The organism is Exiguobacterium profundum (assembly GCF_001909285.1).
GTDB classification, from domain to species: Bacteria; Bacillota; Bacilli; order Exiguobacteriales; family Exiguobacteriaceae; genus Exiguobacterium; species Exiguobacterium profundum.
The window spans coordinates 365,975-381,784 of sequence record NZ_MRSV01000001.1 but is presented as its reverse complement, the minus strand read 5'-3'; the positions used below and the strand labels follow the sequence as shown (position 1 = coordinate 381,784).

The following is a 15,810-nucleotide window of genomic DNA, read 5'->3' as shown; positions in this document are numbered from 1 at the left end:
AGGAATTTCTCATCGTGAGAAATTCCTGTTTTTTAGCGTTTCCGACTAATCAATCGCGCTGTTCGTAAAATTGATGGCAACAATTTACGACGCTGGCGGAACGCGAGATAGCGTCCTTCCCACGACGGTTTGAACTTCTGTTTGAACTGTCGTAAGCCACTGAACGGATAAATGTAACTGATGTTTTCAAAAATGTCGGCGGCGACGCGCTCCGGCCAATGGGAGAATGTCTGCTCTCCGACGGCGGCAAGTGGTGCCACGCCGAGTCCGACATGATCATAACCTTCTGCGCGAGCCCATTCGATGATGTGAAGGATCAACACTTCAATCGATCCGGTCGGCGCATCATTTTTCGAACGCATCAAATCGATGGAGATGGCCTCGTCTCCTCGGAGTAGCGAAATGAAAGCCACGACGACACCGTCCGCATCTCGCAACAAGGCAATCGGATAACGTGTCAACGTTTCATAATCGAAGAATCCGAGAGAGAAGCCTTTCTCATTTCGATTCCCAATCCACTCGTCTGAGATGTCTTTTAACTCTTGTAACAGCAAGAGGCTGGGTTCAGAGACGATGTCGAACGTGATCCCTTTCTTCTCAAACTGATTGTAGAGAGAGCGCATGTTTGCACGCTTCTTCCCGGATAAGGAGAAGGCCGAGACGTCAATCGTCGCCTCTTCCCCTAATTTGAAGAACGTGAATCCGGCATCATGAAGGCGAGGCATCCAATTCGGTGTAATTTGATAAAATAAAGGAATATACCCGATTCGATCCGCATCTTCAATGAATTGCGTCAAAAGAGAAGTCGCAGCCTGTTTCTCTCCTTGGATATCACTAAGGACGATGGCATGGTTCCGAGTCGTCGCAAACAACAGACACGCATCTCCTGCCTCGTTCATGTAAAAACGCTTATCTGCCATATGGACCAAATCAAAACTGCTCGATGTGGGCTGTGTTGCCTGAAACTGTCGGATGCGATGTTCATCATAGGCCTCTCCAAGCGCTGGACGTTTCCAACGATCGAACAAGAGCAGGAGTACACTTGCTACGATTGAAGTTAACAATAAGACGAACGTCGTCAACCAACCAGCTTGATGCGATGTGAAGAATAAGTTGTCTGTACCTGCGAATGACTGCAATAAGAGGGCGTGGGTGCCGACATAGAGCAGGACGTAAATCAAGCTTCGGATGAGACGTCCTGTCGTTAAAATCGAACGGTATCGGACGTGTCGTTTACGTGTCAACCAGACGAACATCGCAAACCCGATGACGACGAAGGTCTCAAACAGGTTTAACCCACGAGCGATGACTCCGATGGTCGCCAAGATGAAGGCAGTGTTGAGTAACCAGAGTGTTCGTTTTGTCCGAACATACATGCCATAGACGGATAAAAACATGAGAAGTCCGGCACTCAATAAGAAAAGGGTCCCAATCCATTCAAACCAGCGATTCACTTCATAGAGCGGCGTCACGCTCGGAAGAAGCGTCTGGAACCAAATCAACAGACTGCTCATGAGTGCGATGAGACTCCCGGTCAGGCGTCCAATCCTCGCAAGCGTCCGCGAAACGATGCGCCAGACGACAGTCCCGATCTCATAAGAGGACCCGATGATTGGTCGATACTCGATTTGTTTGACGACCTGGTCTCCGAACGCGATGGCTGCGAGAAAGAGTCCAATTAAAAAGGGAACGACAAAATAAACGAATCGATAGATGATTAGTGAAGACAGGACGATGTCTTGATGAATCCCAAGTTGAGTCATCCCGACGAGATACAGTAAGTCAAATGTTCCGGCACCCCCAGGGACGAGGGAAACGACACCGACGACCGTCGCGACGATGAATACCCCGAAGAGTTGCACGAACGAAGCCGAACCGTCTAGTAACGTCAAAGCATAAATGGCGACGAACCCAGCGGTGACCCATTCTGCGAGTGAAGTCATCGTATACCCGAGCAGAGTAGACCATCCGACGTTTGATCGGCGTGATGTGACGAATAAATAAAATGGGAGCATCGAACTCACGGCGAGTAACACCGGCCAAATCCACGGTTTCGTACCGACGAGCCCACCAGCCGGAAAGATTCCGAGGAGCACACCGATGGAAAGAATGGACAGACCACTGATCAGTGTCGGGGTCATCCATCCGATGGCACGGAGCAATCGTTTCGTATCCGTATAGGGACGATAAAGGGAGGTGCGAAGCGCGATCCCGATTACGCCGCCGAAACCGAGCATCCCGTTCATCGAATTCGTGATCCATGCCGTTTGAACGATTTTTCGTTTCGGTAGCTCGATATGTAAAGAGCGTAGCAGGAAATAGTCATAGCCCGTCATCGTCAAGACAGCGAATCCACCGAGCAGGATGAGTGTGAACTGTTCCCAACCGGTCAATTGTTTCAATGTCGTGAAGGCGGTCGCGAGCGAGAGATCTTTCAACTCTTGTCCGCTCTGAATCAAAATCAAACCGATTAACGCTATAGGAATTAGCCATTTTAATTGTTTCCATGAAAAACGAGTACGCATTGCGATCTTCTCCTTATCTGCCATAGGACTGACAGCAGCTTCTGTCTAAATCGTACTATAGGATACGATTGAAATCTGTAAAACGTTTCAAAAAGAGGGGATTGTAAGCGCAAGAAAGAGGACGAAATGTTGATTTTAGATTTGCTACAGTGAGAGAAGAAAGGGGTGTGGAGATGTTGACGTTTGACGAAAAGTGGGCGAAAGTGCTCGCCTGCGATGCAACTTATGACGGATTGTTCTATACAGCCGTAAAAACGACAGGGATCTATTGTCGACCATCGTGCCGATCCCGCAAACCGAAGAAAGAGAACGTTGATTTTTACGTAACGAGAGAAGAAGCGGAGACAAATGGATTTCGACCGTGCAAGCGATGTCAGCCAGAAGTCGAACACGCCCCACACCGTGCGCTCGTTCAACAAGTGACGGCGTATCTCGTGAACCATTATAAACAACCCATTCGCCTTGAACAGATTGCCGAACACGCCCAACTGAGTCCCTTTCATTTGGAGCGGACATTCACCCAGGCGACAGGAGAGACTCCGAGGCAACTACTTGAACGGATTCGAATCGACAAGGCGGCTTATTTATTGCGAACGACCGACATGAGTAATCTGACGGTCTGCTATGAGGTTGGGTTTCAAACACCATCGAACTTTTACCGCGTGTTCCGGCAAGTAAAAGGCTGTACACCGAACACGTATCGAAAAGGAGAGGACCTATGACAGAGATGCTACTTGCTGTACAGCAGCCGTTTGATTTTCAAGAGTGTCTCGTCTTTTTGAGTCGGTCAGAACAAGAAGTGCTCCATGTGACAACGCCTGACACGGTTCGAAAGCTGATGCGAATCGGGGAAAGGCTCATTCTGATCGAGCTTCAAGAAGCGGAGAATCACATTTGTGTACGGTTCCCAGTCGATGAAGTTTCAAACACAGAAAAGGAACGTGTCGCACGTGAGGTACGAGACTGGTTAGACCTTGAGCGCGATTTGAAGCCGTTTGAAACGATGGGGGCGAAAGATGAATTGCTGGTTTCTTTGATTGAAGCGCATCGCGGGTTACGGATGATTGGTTTCCCAGATTTGTTCGAGGCCCTCACATGGGCCATCATCGGACAACAAATCACGTTATCCTTCGCCTATACGATCAAGCGGCGATTCGTCGAACGATATGGAGACCATCGAGTCATCGAAGGAAGAGCATACTGGACGTTCCCGCGGGCGGAACGAATCGCCTTGCTCGAACCGGAAGAATTACGTGAGCTTCAATTCAGTCGCAGGAAAGCGGAGTATGTCATTGATATTGCACGGGAAATAACGAATGGAGACCTGTCAAAAACGGCTTTACAATCACACTCTTCAGCTGATATCCGTCAACGGTTACTCGCGATAAGAGGTGTCGGAGCATGGACGGCAGACTATGTGTTGATGAAGTGTTTTCAGGACGCATCAGCCTTTCCGATTGCGGATGTCGGATTGCATCAAGCGATTCAGCATCAGTTAGGGACAGCGAAGAAACCAACGATTGAAGAAGTGAAGCGTTACGGTGAATCGTGGCAAGGTTGGGAAGGATACGCGACATTCTATCTGTGGAGGTCATTATATGGGAACGTATAGATTAGACGTGGAGACACCGATTGGCGTCCTAGAAATCATCGGGACGGAGCAGGTCGTTCAATCGATCTTATTCGTCGAACGTGAAGGGACGCAATCACCTGAATCAGATATTCCAAATGTATTGCGACAGTGCCGGGAGGAACTAGACTCCTATTTTCGCGGTGAGCGTATGACGTTTACGTTTCCGACTGAGCAAATCGGGACAACGTTTCAGCATGACGTGTGGGATGCGTTACAAACCATCCCGTATGCGGAGACGGCTTCTTACCGCGAACTTGCCGAACGCGTGAAGCGACCTACGGCTGTTCGCGCAGTCGGAGCAACGAACGGACGCAACAAACTGAGCATCGTCGTGCCTTGTCATCGCGTCATCGGATCGACTGGGAAATTGACGGGCTATGCCGGTGGACTTTGGCGAAAAGAATGGCTCTTGCAACATGAAAAACAAGTCGCACATCAACCCCAGTAAAAAAACATTTCCCCCTCCAAATCTGCTACACTAGAAGAGGTCCTATCGTGACGTCGGAATCGACGAAGTTATAGGATGATTCCCGTCACTTATGGAGAAAGTTTTGGAGGAATGCATGATTAAATTATTAGCAGATTCGACGTGTGACTTATCAGATGCAGTGCTTGAACAGTACAACATCGGGGTCGCGCCGTTGATCATCACCATGAATAATATGTCTTACCAGGACCGGGTGGATATCCAGCCGGATGATTTTTACGGAATGTTGGAAGCGCTCCCGGAATTCCCAACGACGGCGATGCCGAGCCCAGCGACGTTCTTACGATTGATGGAAGATGCGGTCGCTGCCGGCCATGAGGAGATTTTATGTATCTGCATGTCGAGTGGGACGAGCGGATCGTATCAATCGGCGGTCATTGGAAAAGAATACTTTGAAGAGGCGCATCCTGACTCACCTGTCAAAATCCATGTCGTCGACTCTCGTTCGATGAGTCATGGTAGCGGCTGGCTGTTGTTGAAGAGCGCACAGATGCGTGAAGCCGGTGCGACGTTCGAAGAGCTCGTTGACTTCAATGAGACGTACAAGACGAAAGTGAAGCACTTCTTATCCGTAGATGACCTCGACCACTTGATCAAGAGCGGACGAATCTCAAACGCGAGTGCTATCATCGGGAAACTACTGATGGTAAAGCCCATCATGAGTATGAAGAACGGGAAAGGTGCCATTGTTGCCAAGGAACGAGGCACCCGTAAAGTGCTGAAGCATTATACGGACGAGTTCGTGAAACGCGTCAACCCGGACATCACGAATTTCGTGATCATCGGGTACACATCGGACCAACGGATTGCGGAGAACTTAAAAGTGAAGCTCGAAACCGAAACCGATTTTGCCGGCGAGATTTACCTCATGCAGATGGGTGTCTCGGTCGGGACACATGTCGGGCTTGGTGCCATCTCGATGTTTTTCGTAGAGAAGTGACAAAAGCCGTCTCATCGCGAGACGGCTTATTTGTTTGGCCAAATATGCTCGATGACCGGTGTGCTGTCGTGATAATCGAGACGATAGACATCTGGGTTACGCATCTTACGCCATGTCTCAAAGTCATATTGCGGGTCGAGATGTTGCAATAAGAGTGCGAGCAGATTGCCGTGTGTCACTAAGAATGTTGAGGCATGCGGAGCTTTGGCGTGCTCGACGACTTGTAGGATGCGCTGCGTCGCCTCCTCAGCCGATTCGGCACCAGGCAACTTGAACGTCGGGTCGCTGAACGACTGACGTAATGGGGTCAGCCAGTCTTCGAGCGGTTCGTGAGATAGGATGCGTTCTCTCAGTAACGGTTCACGTTCAATCGAGAGGTGATGAGCATCGGCGAGTGGCGTGACCGAAGCGACTGCACGGGTATAATCGCTTGAGATGATCCGGTCGATTGTGAGTTCAGAAAAGAAATCGCGAAGCCATAAAGACTGGGCGGAACCGTCTTCTGTGAGCGGTGCGTCAGGTTCTTGGCCCGCGGCTGAGCAGTGGCGAATCAAATAGAGTGTGGGCATATGGATTCTCCTCTTCAAAATGTATGGTTACCAGCAGGATAAGCGTGTCCTCGAGTCATTATGACTTGTGATGTATGTGACGTCTTCAAATCCATGCCAAGAAGCATTTTCGTAAAGGGAATTGAGCATCTCTTGGTCTTTACAGTAGATTGGTGACGTCTTGACTGTCCGTCACCAATAGAGCGAATTCACACGTACTATGTAAAAAGTCTTCATACGTTGCGATTTCCGAGGACATATTCGGTTGGAACGCCTTGATATCAACGAAAATCAAATAGTGTTCATGATACGTGAGCAGTTCAGCGAATTGATGACCATCGATTACGGTCGATTCCGGAAACAACAGGCGATCCAGTTGCCCTTCGTTCACAATGTACGATTCCTCATCAACCACGTTCCATTGGTATGAATCAAGAGGGATTGGACTTAAGATTGCTTTTAGAAATTGCCCATATTGATTGGGAATTGTAAAACGTAAACCACGCCTCAAAAGAACACCTCCTTCATTTGATGGGATCATCCCATTTTCATAAAAAGTTTCAGCACAAAAAATCATACATAACCCTTATCATTCATCACAAAAGAGTTATAATCGGTATAACGATTATAAAATATATGATTGAAGAATGGGGATTCTTCAATCGTATGACAAAAAATTCAGGGGATAAGGATGGGGTTTTCATGAGCAGTACGCAAACGAGAACAGACGTCATTTTGATTGGGGCAGGGATTATGAGCGCAACGCTCGGTTCACTCTTTAAAGAGCTCGTACCGGAGTGGAACATCAAAGTGTTCGAAAAGCTCGATGCAGCAGGGGAAGAAAGTTCAAACGAGTGGAATAACGCAGGTACGGGACATGCCGCACTTTGCGAATTAAACTATACAACAGAGAACGCAGACGGGACGATTGACATCTCCAAAGCGGTCAACGTCAACGAGCAGTTCCAAATCTCGCGTCAGTTTTGGGCGCACCTCGTCAAGCAAGGACTGATTGAAAATCCAGGAGCCTTTATTCGTTCAATCCCACATATGAGCATGGTCCAAGGGGAGAAGAACGTCGATTTCTTGAAACGCCGTTTGGAAGCGCTCACAACGAATCCGCTGTTTGAAGGCATGGTCTTATCGGACGATCCGAATGAATTACGGGAATGGTTCCCGCTCATCATGGACGGACGGACACCGGATGAACCGATTGCCGCGACGAAAATCGATTCAGGGACGGATGTGAACTTTGGCGCATTGACACGTATGTTGTTTGACCATCTCACATCGAACGGGGTCGAAGTCAACTATGGCCATAGCGTCGAGGACGTGAAGCGCCTCGAGAACGGTCATTGGGAAGTGAAAATAAAAGACATGTCTCAGAACACGATTGAGACGCATACGGCACCGTTTCTCTTTATCGGAGGCGGTGGTGGCAGTTTGCCGCTCTTACAAAAGACAGGGATTCCGGAATCGAAACAAATCGGTGGATTCCCGGTCAGCGGCCTCTTCCTCGTTTGCAAAAATCGTGAGGTCATCGAGCAACATCATGCGAAGGTCTACGGAAAGGCGAAAGTCGGGGCACCACCGATGTCGGTCCCTCACCTCGACACCCGCTTTATCGATGGACGCAAAGAGTTGCTGTTTGGACCGTTCGCCGGCTTCACACCGAAATTCTTAAAAACAGGATCGAACTTGGATTTGATTCGTTCGGTCAAGCCGAACAACGTCATCACGATGCTTGCCGCAGGGGCGAAAGAGATGCCACTTACGAAGTATTTGATCGAGCAGGTACTCTTGTCTCACGACAAACGGATGGATGAACTCCGTGAATTCATCCCGAATGCCAAGAATGAAGATTGGGAAATCGTCGTGGCGGGGCAACGTGTGCAGGTCATCAAAGATACACCGCAAGGAAAAGGAACACTTCAATTCGGAACGGAAGTCGTCAGTTCTGAAGATGGGTCGGTCGCGGCACTTCTCGGTGCTTCTCCAGGCGCATCGACGGCCGTGCACGTCATGTTGAAAGTGCTCGAGCAGTGCTTCCCGCAATACTTACCGGAGTGGGAACCGAAAATCAAAGAGATGGTCCCGTCGTATGGCTTGAAGCTGTCGGAACATCCGGATTTATTCAAGACGATTCACGAATCGACGGCGGTCACGCTCGGTTTAGAGGAAAAGGACATGGTCCACAATTAATAGATTCAAGACGAGTATACAATCGTATGCTCGTTTTTTGTATAGAAAAAAGCGACCTCCTATAGGGTCGCTCATACCATTTTGAGAAACGTCTTTGCCTGCTGTTCGAGTGTAGCGGCTGAATCTGCTAATTTTTCGAACTCTCGGACCGTATGCTCGAGTTGTCCCGAGCTATCTTTGACTTTATGAGAAATTCGACCGATGCTCATCGACACGTCATCGATGCGTTTCACAATGCCTTCAATGTTGTTGTTCACTTCTGTAATGGAGAGTGAGACCTTGTTTGAAAGATTGCGCACCTCTGTCGCGACGACATTGAAGCCGCGTCCATGTTCACCTGCGCGTGCCGCCTCGATTGCGGCATTGAGTGCGAGAAGGTTGGTTTGGGCAGCGATTTCACGAATCGTTCGGACAATATCCGTAATCGTTTTCGCCTCTTGTTGGAGAGCATGTAAATGCTCTAGGTTTTGAGTCGACTCTTGTTCAATCAGTTTGACGTTTTCGAGTACGTGTTCTCCGTCTTGTTTCCCGATTTGGGACTGGGCAGATAAGTATTCAGACGTCTCTTGAAGATTATTCGCCATGTGGAGTACGTCTTGTTGCCGTGACGTGATATTGGCTGCAATCTTTGAGACGCCGATGACGTTCTGGTGGGCATCATCGAAGATCGGCATGTAGGTCGCCTCTAGCCAGACACTATGACCATCTGCGGCACGTCGTTCAATCTTGTCGTGATAACTCAACCCTTGCATGAGCTTACGCCAAAACAGGTCGTATTGGGGACTGTTCGCGAACTCGGGCAAGCAAAGATCACGATGGGGGCGTCCCATCAGTTCCTTGACTTCGTACCCCATCGTTTTGGCAAAAATCTCATTGACGTAGGCGACACGGCGATTTTCATCAAAGCGAATGATGGCCAGATTGTTTTCGATTGCCCGAACGACGTGCGTGTCGGTGACATGGGTCGTACTAGAGTGCAGTTGCATCCTAACATCCTCCCTATATCAGTTGATTTGTTTGTATTAGGATACCCGATAACTGTCAAAATAAGTATATGATTGTAGCAAAAATAAAAAGACCACTTCCAAATGGAAGGGTCAAGGTGTGAGTGTCGCCATGCTTTCATGTAAGTACTCGCCAATCGTGCGCTCGATGTCGCTCTCTGAACGCTCGAGGGCAAGGGAGAGCTCTTTCACCAAAATCGTTTTGGCGTTCTCTAAAATCTTACGATCTTGCTCGTATAGTTTTTTGTTCGCTTGAAGTGCCTCGATTTGTCTACGGCTCAATGTATTCACCACTTGGGCAATCTCATGACGATTTCCTGAATGCACGACATTCAAGAATTCACGATTGCGGTTGTTGGAATGCGGATTCCATTCCACGCCAGGTGAGCGGAACGACTCTAAAATCTCTGATGCCTCATCTGCTTCGAGTAACGTCAACATCATCACGTTGTCATTGTCGACGGGAATGCTGATCTGCAACTTTTGTGAGTTGTTGATGGGGTGAAGCGTATAGTACGATTTCGTCTCTCCTGCGACCGTTTTGTCCGAAATGTCGTCGATGCGACATACGCCATGGGTCGAGTAGATGATTAAGTCTCCAGTTTTAAACAAGTCGATCACCTCTTCCTTACCTATAAGCATAGTCATTCAGAAGATGAAATGTCAACTCGGTTGACGTTTTTGTCCATGTATGCATATGAAAAACCGTGTCGCCTTCAAGCCGACACGGTCATAGTTTCCAATCCACGCGCAGAATGGTTTTCAGTTGTTCGAATGCTTCTTGACCGATACTTTCTTGTATCCGTTGCTCAAGCTGCGCTTTGAGCGTCTCGTTTTGCTCATAACAAGTATGACCGAGGGAGGTCAACTCGATACATTTGTCTTTTCGATTTTGCGGATGGTCTGTCACAAGAACGAGCGATTTACTCTCTAGGTTCTTGATCAGTTTATGAGTCGCTTGTCGAGAAATATGGACACTGTGCGTGACTTCGGCAATTGTTGTTTTCGACTGATAAAGTGTCGCGAGAATATACCACTCCGAGTTCGAGAGTTGGATATCACTTTGTTCATTCCAAGATTGTTCACTCATGCGTCGAACTTGATCATTTCGCTCTGACAATAAATCAAGTAGACGGGTTGACGTTGATGGAGTCAAATCAAGTCACTCCTCTTTCATTTCCGGCTTTTAGACGTTCCTAACTATACAAAAGCAACTATACCCCGTCAACGTCAATCTAGATCAAAACGAGGCACGAGGCCCCGTTTCGATTAGCAGTCTTTATTTTTGAAGTCGATGACCATGCGTCCTTGAATTTTCCCTTGCTCCATCTCTTCGAACACGTCTTGCACCTCGTGTAGACAGCGTTTATGAACGACCGGCACGACGAGTCCTTCTGCCCCGAACTGGAAGGCTTCTTCTAAGTCTTTCCGTGTCCCAACAAGTGAACCGACGACTTCGATTCCATCGAGGACGAGACGAGGGATGTTCAAGTCCATCGTTTCAGAAGGCAGACCGACTGCGACCACTTTCCCACAAGCTCGGACTGCATTGACTGCCGAATTGAAGGCGACTTTTGAGACGGCTGTTACGACAGCAGCGTGGGCCCCACCGAACTTCTCTTGTACGATGTCAGCTGCATCTCCATCAGTCGATGGGTTGATCGTCAAATCAGCTCCACTCTCTTTTGCGAGTTCGAGCTTCTCATCGTTCAAATCCACGGCGATGACGTGTGCGTTGAAGACGTGTTTCGCATATTGGATGGCCAGGTTGCCGAGTCCACCGCAACCGTAGATGACGACCGTCTCCCCAGGTTTCACGTCGGCAACTTTGATGGCTTTATACGTCGTGACGCCGGCACATTTGATGCTCGAAGCTTGCGCAGGGTCCAATCCGTCAGGTACTTTGACGGCATAGTCGGCCACGACGATACTTTGTTCAGCCATCCCGCCGTCCACGCTATATCCGGCATTTTGAACGTTTCGACAGAAAGTCTCTCGGCCTGTCGTACAATATTCACAGCGACCACATGCATGATACATCTAAGCGATACTGACGCGATCGCCAACTTTCAAACTCGTGACATCGTCGGCGATTTCAGATACGATCCCAATCCCTTCATGACCGAGCACGCGTCCTTGAACATCTCCGAAATCACCAGCTGCGACGTGAAGGTCCGTGTGACACACGCCACAGTACTCGACATCGACGAGTGCTTCGCCTGCTTGTAATGGACGTAATTCCTTTTCAACGACTTCGATGTTGGCTTTGCTTGCTGAATTGACAACGACTGCTTTCATGTTTGAACACACTCCTTGTGAGAATTTAGCGAACCTGATGGAAAACCCTTCTCAATCACATCGTCAGAATAGCACAAAAAATGGAATGAAAGCGCTTTATTTTTTGGATAGCATTTGTCTGAAAGATGAACTTTTCTCACACAAAGATTTAGGGAAATAGAGATAGAGAAAGTAGACGAAAGGAGTGTTGTTTATATGACACGAACAACGTTATTTCACACATATAAATCAAAGATTTTGCAGCTATCAAATTTAGAAGAAGAAACGTTGAAAAATGAAGACTTTTTGTTAGACCGTGATGAAAAGAAACAACTTGAGATCTATTACGCACCGTTTGAATACATCAATCCAAACGCGAATGTCGTCATCGCGGGAATCACGCCAGGCTTGTATCAAATGCGTCAGTCGTTCGAGGCAATCCGTGACTTGAAGGATGCAACAGACGAAGAGGCGCTTCGAGCCGTCAAACAACGTGGCAGTTTTTCCGGTCCGATTCGAAAGAACTTAGTGACGATGCTAGACGATTTGGAGTTACATCATCATTTAGGAATCGAATCATCCCTCGATTTGTTTGGATCAGCGAACCATCTCGTTCAAAACACGGCGGTCCTCCCTTATCCCGTCTTCTATAAAGGCAAGAACTATAACGGATCGAGCCCGGATATGATTCGAACAGAGCTGTTTCGACCATACGTAGAAGGAATCTTCGCAGAAGAGATGGCCCATCTTCAAGATGCACTCATCTTACCGATGGGCGTGAACGTAAGGCGAGCCGTGGAGTTATTGGTTGAGCGAGGTCTTTTGGATCAAGATCGCGTAGTGAGTGGGTTTCCACATCCGTCTGGTGGGAACGGTCATCGCCATCGCATCTTCGCCGAAAATCGAGACGCCATGAAGCGACACATAGCCGAACACTTCAAACGACATCCACTTTGAACCGCAGTGCGGTTCTTTTCATGTGAGCACATGAACTGACATCAACTCTTTACTTCGCTAAAATGATAAACGGTTGACTCACTCACGAGATGTAGAAAGGATGTCTGCCATGATCACATTGTCGTCCGTCCATAAGCGTTATGGACAAGAGATGGCCGTTCGTGATGTATCGCTTCACATTCGAAAAGGGGAGATTTACGGCATTATCGGCGCAAGCGGTGCTGGGAAGTCGACGCTCCTTCGATTGATGAATTTGTTGGAGAAACCGGATGCCGGGAGCGTCACGGTCGATGGCGACCAGTTGACCGAGCTCTCCAATCGCGAACTTCGCAAGAAGCGACATCGGATCGGAATGATTTTTCAACAATTTAATCTAGTCGCGAATAAGACCGTCTTTGATAACGTTCTCGATTCACTGAAACTTGCCAAACGCCCGAGAGCGTCATGGGAAGCGCGTGTGTTGGAATGTCTCCGGTTCGTTGGACTCGAAGCGTATCGCGATAAATATCCTTCCCAGTTGAGTGGGGGACAGAAGCAACGTGTCGCCATCGCTCGGGCACTCGCAAGTGAACCGAGTGTACTCCTGTGCGATGAGCCGACCTCTTCACTCGACCCGAATACGACGGCGGAAGTGCTGCGTGTCCTTCAGTCGGTCAATGAAAAACTCGGCGTCACCGTCGTTCTCGTCACGCATGAGATGGATGTCATCCGTCAAATCTGTCATCGCGTCACCGTCATGGCAGACGGATCCGTTCATGAGACGATTGAGAGGGAGCCAACAGGGGTGGTCGCCATCGATCAGAATCCAAGTTGGTTCGTCGAACAGTTGCGAGAGGAAGGTGAAGTGAATGCCTGACATCTTGGTGCGCTATCAATCAGAGATTTGGCAATCCATCGCCGAGACGTTCATTATGGTCGGGGTATCGATTCTCGCCGCGATTCTAGTCGGATTGCCGTTAGGCACGTGGCTTTATCTTTCGCGTAAAAGACAATTGTTAGAGAACCAAATCGTCTTCTCCGTCCTCAACCTGGTCGTGAACATCGTCCGGTCTTTCCCCTTCTTGTTACTCGTCGTGTTTTTGATTCCATTTACACGGCTCATTATCGGAACCGCCATCGGAACGGCAGCAGCGACGGTGCCGCTCTCCATCATCGCCATCGCGCATTATGCGCGCCTCGTCGAGCAGTCGTTGATTGATGTCCCACGCGGGGTCATTGAAGCGGCACTCTCGATGGGAGCGTCGGTTAAAGACATCATCTTTAAGTTTCTATATGTGGAAGCCCGGTCCGGTCTCGTCCTCGGATTGACCACATCCATCATCAGTTTTATCTCATACTCGACGATTATGGGAGTCGTCGGGGGTGGTGGCATCGGTGACTTTGCCATCCGTTATGGGTATCAGCAGTTCCAGACCGAACTCATGCTCTATATGATTCTCATCATGCTTGTCTTCGTACAGTTGATCCAATTCACGGGCACGACCGTGGCACGCATCATCGATAAACGTTAAACAGAAAGTAGGAAATGAATATGAAAAAATTGATGGCACTTCTTGCCTCACTCACACTCGTCCTCGCGGCATGTGGGAACGACACAGAAACACAAACAGAACAAGCGAACGAACCACAGACATTGAAAGTCGCATCACTCATCCCACCTATGACAGATATGCTTGAAATTGCGAAAGAACAGCTCGCAGAAGAGAACATCGAACTCGAAATCGTCGTCCTCGGAGACAACGTCCAGCCGAACTCGGCACTTGCGGCAAAAGAAGTTGATGCGAACTTCTTCCAACACGTTCCGTATATGGAAGAGTTCAACCGCAGCAACGATGCGAATCTCGTTCCCATCGAACCGATTTATTTCGCAAACTACGGTGTATACGCAAAAAACTATGACAACATGGAAGACCTTCCGGAAGGCGCAACGATTGCGATCGCCAACGACGTATCGAACATCGACCGTTCGCTCTCCCTTCTCGCACAACATGATGTGATCGAACTCGGAGAGAAGGAAGGCACGTATTATACACAAGCTGATATCACATCTAACCCGAAAAACTTCAAGTTTGAAGAAGTCGACTTATTGATGCTCGCGCGCGCGTACGATGATGTCGATGCGGTCTTGATGACACCGGCTTACGCTGCACCGCTCGGTTTGACACCGAAGAGTGACGCACTCTTAACAGAAGGCGTCGAGAATGATTTCGCCATCACGCTTGTCGCACGTGAAGACAACCAGGATGACGAAGCGATCCAAAAACTCGGAGAAGCGCTCACAAGCGACGAAGTCCGTGCGTTCTTGCAAGAAAACTATGATGAAACGGCCATTCCGGCGTTTTAAACAAAAAAGATTGAGCCATCTAGGCTCAATCTTTTTTAGTACTCTTCGTATTCTCGCGGGTCTTGGTCATCGATGCGACCGTCCGGTTTCGTCAACGCATTGAGCGTCTCCATCTCTTCCTCGGTCAATTCGAAGTTGAAGACGTCGAGATTCTCTTTTTGGTGCAACTCGCTAGACGAGCGGGCGAGCGGGATGACACCAAGCTGCATATGCCAACGCAAGATGACTTGAGACACGCTCTTTCCTTTTTGTTTGGCGAGCTCGGTGATCTTCTCGTCATGGATGACCGTGCGGGCGCGACTGAGCGGGCTCCACGCTTCTGTGATGATGCCGCGTTCTTTATCGGCTTTCCGCTGTTCGACTTGCGAGAAGTACGGGTGTAACTCGATTTGGTTAATGACCGGTGTTTCTCCCGTTTTTTCAATCAAGCGGTCAAGGTGCTCCGGCATGAAGTTCGATACCCCAATGGAGCGGATCCATCCGTTTTCCTTCGCTTGAATCAAGGCACGCCATGCCTCGACGTACTTGTCTTGTTTCGGGTTTGGCCAATGCAAGAGGAACAAATCCCAATAGTCGAGGTTCGCTCGATATAGGGACTCTCGAATCATCTCGAGCGCCTGGTCGTAGTCATAATATTGCGCGCGCAGTTTCGATGTTAAGAAAAGTTGTTCACGCGGGATGCCGGATTGGCGAACCGCTTCACCGACCGCGCCTTCATTATCGTAGCGAATCGCCGAATCGATGAGTCGATATCCGTTCCGGATGGCGCATGTGATGGCGTCGACCCCTGCTTCACCTTTCAAATAAACCGTCCCGAGTCCGATGGCCGGAATCTCATAACCGTCATGTAACTTGATTGTTGGAATACCCATCAAATGCCTCCCCATTCAAAA

The 15,810-nt window shown here is 48.8% G+C and carries 17 protein-coding genes and 1 pseudogene; 9 read left to right on the top strand and 9 right to left on the bottom strand.

Translation table 11 applies throughout. From position 1 onward, the window contains the following. Positions 1-32: 32 nt before the first annotated feature. On the bottom strand, positions 33-2,525 hold the full coding sequence (mprF, locus tag BBB58_RS02080) for a bifunctional lysylphosphatidylglycerol flippase/synthetase MprF (RefSeq protein ID WP_074035188.1): 2,493 nt from the start codon (positions 2,523-2,525) through the stop codon (positions 33-35). Between the two features lie 173 nt (positions 2,526-2,698). On the opposite strand from mprF, the gene BBB58_RS02075 reads away from it, so the two are divergent. From BBB58_RS02075 to BBB58_RS02060, 4 genes are all read left to right on the top strand, one after another. After that, the gene (locus tag BBB58_RS02075) at positions 2,699-3,247 is read left to right on the top strand and encodes a bifunctional transcriptional activator/DNA repair enzyme AdaA (protein ID WP_047795743.1); all 549 of its coding nucleotides are present in this window, start codon (positions 2,699-2,701) and stop codon (positions 3,245-3,247) included. After that, complete coding sequence (locus BBB58_RS02070) at positions 3,244-4,137, top strand: DNA-3-methyladenine glycosylase family protein (protein ID WP_074035186.1); 894 nt, start codon at positions 3,244-3,246, stop codon at positions 4,135-4,137. The genes BBB58_RS02075 and BBB58_RS02070 overlap by 4 nt, the downstream gene beginning before the upstream one ends. Next, on the top strand, positions 4,124-4,606 hold the full coding sequence (locus BBB58_RS02065) for a methylated-DNA--[protein]-cysteine S-methyltransferase (protein ID WP_074035184.1): 483 nt from the start codon (positions 4,124-4,126) through the stop codon (positions 4,604-4,606). Before BBB58_RS02070 ends, BBB58_RS02065 begins: the two co-directional genes overlap by 14 nt. A gap of 115 nt (positions 4,607-4,721) precedes the next feature. After that, positions 4,722-5,585, top strand: coding sequence for a DegV family protein (locus BBB58_RS02060; protein ID WP_074035182.1), 864 nt, complete (start codon positions 4,722-4,724; stop codon positions 5,583-5,585). Between the two features lie 26 nt (positions 5,586-5,611). Here the strand turns inward: BBB58_RS02060 and BBB58_RS02055 are convergent, their stop codons facing one another. The 3 genes from BBB58_RS02055 to BBB58_RS02050 are packed head-to-tail and all read right to left on the bottom strand — an operon-like array spanning position 5,612 to position 6,644. Continuing rightward, positions 5,612-6,154, bottom strand: coding sequence for a histidine phosphatase family protein (locus tag BBB58_RS02055; RefSeq protein ID WP_074035180.1), 543 nt, complete (start codon positions 6,152-6,154; stop codon positions 5,612-5,614). A gap of 27 nt (positions 6,155-6,181) precedes the next feature. Next, the gene (locus BBB58_RS15625) at positions 6,182-6,283 is read right to left on the bottom strand and encodes a DUF2691 family protein (protein ID WP_369126280.1); all 102 of its coding nucleotides are present in this window, start codon (positions 6,281-6,283) and stop codon (positions 6,182-6,184) included. 10 nt (positions 6,284-6,293) lie between these two features. Continuing rightward, positions 6,294-6,644 (bottom strand): DUF2691 family protein, encoded by a 351-nt coding sequence (locus BBB58_RS02050; RefSeq protein WP_276327286.1) that lies wholly within the window; start codon positions 6,642-6,644, stop codon positions 6,294-6,296. Positions 6,645-6,835: 191 nt separating this feature from the next. Here BBB58_RS02050 and BBB58_RS02045 point away from each other — a divergent pair, with 191 nt between their 5' ends. Then, the gene (locus BBB58_RS02045; RefSeq protein ID WP_074037858.1) at positions 6,836-8,335 is read left to right on the top strand and encodes a malate:quinone oxidoreductase; all 1,500 of its coding nucleotides are present in this window, start codon (positions 6,836-6,838) and stop codon (positions 8,333-8,335) included. A 71-nt stretch (positions 8,336-8,406) separates the two neighbouring features. On the opposite strand, the gene BBB58_RS15545 is transcribed toward BBB58_RS02045, so the two are convergent. The 4 genes and pseudogenes from BBB58_RS15545 to adhP all read right to left on the bottom strand — a co-directional run bounded on the left by BBB58_RS15545 (position 8,407) and on the right by adhP (position 11,637). After that, entirely contained in the window at positions 8,407-9,321 is a 915-nt protein-coding gene (locus BBB58_RS15545) for a methyl-accepting chemotaxis protein (RefSeq protein WP_084543018.1), read from the bottom strand. A gap of 111 nt (positions 9,322-9,432) precedes the next feature. Further along, positions 9,433-9,960, bottom strand: coding sequence for a CarD family transcriptional regulator (locus BBB58_RS02035; protein WP_143180210.1), 528 nt, complete (start codon positions 9,958-9,960; stop codon positions 9,433-9,435). Between the two features lie 109 nt (positions 9,961-10,069). Beyond that, positions 10,070-10,495, bottom strand: a complete 426-nt coding sequence (locus BBB58_RS02030) for a MarR family winged helix-turn-helix transcriptional regulator (RefSeq protein WP_074035178.1) — start codon at positions 10,493-10,495, stop codon at positions 10,070-10,072. A gap of 113 nt (positions 10,496-10,608) precedes the next feature. Beyond that, positions 10,609-11,637: pseudogene (gene adhP / locus BBB58_RS02025) on the bottom strand (alcohol dehydrogenase AdhP). 195 nt (positions 11,638-11,832) lie between these two features. Here adhP and BBB58_RS02020 point away from each other — a divergent pair. The 4 genes from BBB58_RS02020 (at position 11,833) to BBB58_RS02005 (ending at position 14,917) form a co-directional block, all read left to right on the top strand. Continuing rightward, positions 11,833-12,573, top strand: coding sequence for a hypothetical protein (locus tag BBB58_RS02020; RefSeq protein WP_074035176.1), 741 nt, complete (start codon positions 11,833-11,835; stop codon positions 12,571-12,573). Positions 12,574-12,682: 109 nt separating this feature from the next. Further along, the gene (locus BBB58_RS02015; RefSeq protein ID WP_074035174.1) at positions 12,683-13,429 is read left to right on the top strand and encodes a methionine ABC transporter ATP-binding protein; all 747 of its coding nucleotides are present in this window, start codon (positions 12,683-12,685) and stop codon (positions 13,427-13,429) included. Next, positions 13,422-14,084: a methionine ABC transporter permease gene (locus BBB58_RS02010; protein WP_074035172.1), complete on the top strand. Its 663-nt coding sequence runs from the start codon at positions 13,422-13,424 to the stop codon at positions 14,082-14,084. Before BBB58_RS02015 ends, BBB58_RS02010 begins: the two co-directional genes overlap by 8 nt. 20 nt (positions 14,085-14,104) lie before the next feature. Then, positions 14,105-14,917: a MetQ/NlpA family ABC transporter substrate-binding protein gene (locus BBB58_RS02005; RefSeq protein WP_074035170.1), complete on the top strand. Its 813-nt coding sequence runs from the start codon at positions 14,105-14,107 to the stop codon at positions 14,915-14,917. 35 nt (positions 14,918-14,952) lie between these two features. Here the strand turns inward: BBB58_RS02005 and BBB58_RS02000 are convergent, their stop codons facing one another. Then, positions 14,953-15,789: an aldo/keto reductase gene (locus tag BBB58_RS02000; protein ID WP_084543017.1), complete on the bottom strand. Its 837-nt coding sequence runs from the start codon at positions 15,787-15,789 to the stop codon at positions 14,953-14,955. Between the last annotated feature and the right edge of the window lie 21 nt (positions 15,790-15,810).

Excerpts from the sequence above, each read along its gene's own strand:
- mprF (WP_074035188.1), bottom strand. The coding sequence starts at position 2,525 with ATGCGTACTCGTTTTTCATGGAAACAATTAAAATGGCTAATTCCTATA.
- BBB58_RS02075 (WP_047795743.1), top strand. The coding sequence starts at position 2,699 with ATGTTGACGTTTGACGAAAAGTGGGCGAAAGTGCTCGCCTGCGATGCA.
- BBB58_RS02070 (WP_074035186.1), top strand. The coding sequence starts at position 3,244 with ATGACAGAGATGCTACTTGCTGTACAGCAGCCGTTTGATTTTCAAGAG.
- BBB58_RS02065 (WP_074035184.1), top strand. The coding sequence starts at position 4,124 with ATGGGAACGTATAGATTAGACGTGGAGACACCGATTGGCGTCCTAGAA.
- BBB58_RS02060 (WP_074035182.1), top strand. The coding sequence starts at position 4,722 with ATGATTAAATTATTAGCAGATTCGACGTGTGACTTATCAGATGCAGTG.
- BBB58_RS02055 (WP_074035180.1), bottom strand. The coding sequence starts at position 6,154 with ATGCCCACACTCTATTTGATTCGCCACTGCTCAGCCGCGGGCCAAGAA.
- BBB58_RS15625 (WP_369126280.1), bottom strand. The coding sequence starts at position 6,283 with ATGCTCAATTCCCTTTACGAAAATGCTTCTTGGCATGGATTTGAAGAC.
- BBB58_RS02045 (WP_074037858.1), top strand. The coding sequence starts at position 6,836 with ATGAGCAGTACGCAAACGAGAACAGACGTCATTTTGATTGGGGCAGGG.
- BBB58_RS15545 (WP_084543018.1), bottom strand. The coding sequence starts at position 9,321 with ATGCAACTGCACTCTAGTACGACCCATGTCACCGACACGCACGTCGTT.
- BBB58_RS02020 (WP_074035176.1), top strand. The coding sequence starts at position 11,833 with ATGACACGAACAACGTTATTTCACACATATAAATCAAAGATTTTGCAG.
- BBB58_RS02015 (WP_074035174.1), top strand. The coding sequence starts at position 12,683 with ATGATCACATTGTCGTCCGTCCATAAGCGTTATGGACAAGAGATGGCC.
- BBB58_RS02010 (WP_074035172.1), top strand. The coding sequence starts at position 13,422 with ATGCCTGACATCTTGGTGCGCTATCAATCAGAGATTTGGCAATCCATC.
- BBB58_RS02005 (WP_074035170.1), top strand. The coding sequence starts at position 14,105 with ATGAAAAAATTGATGGCACTTCTTGCCTCACTCACACTCGTCCTCGCG.
- BBB58_RS02000 (WP_084543017.1), bottom strand. The coding sequence starts at position 15,789 with ATGGGTATTCCAACAATCAAGTTACATGACGGTTATGAGATTCCGGCC.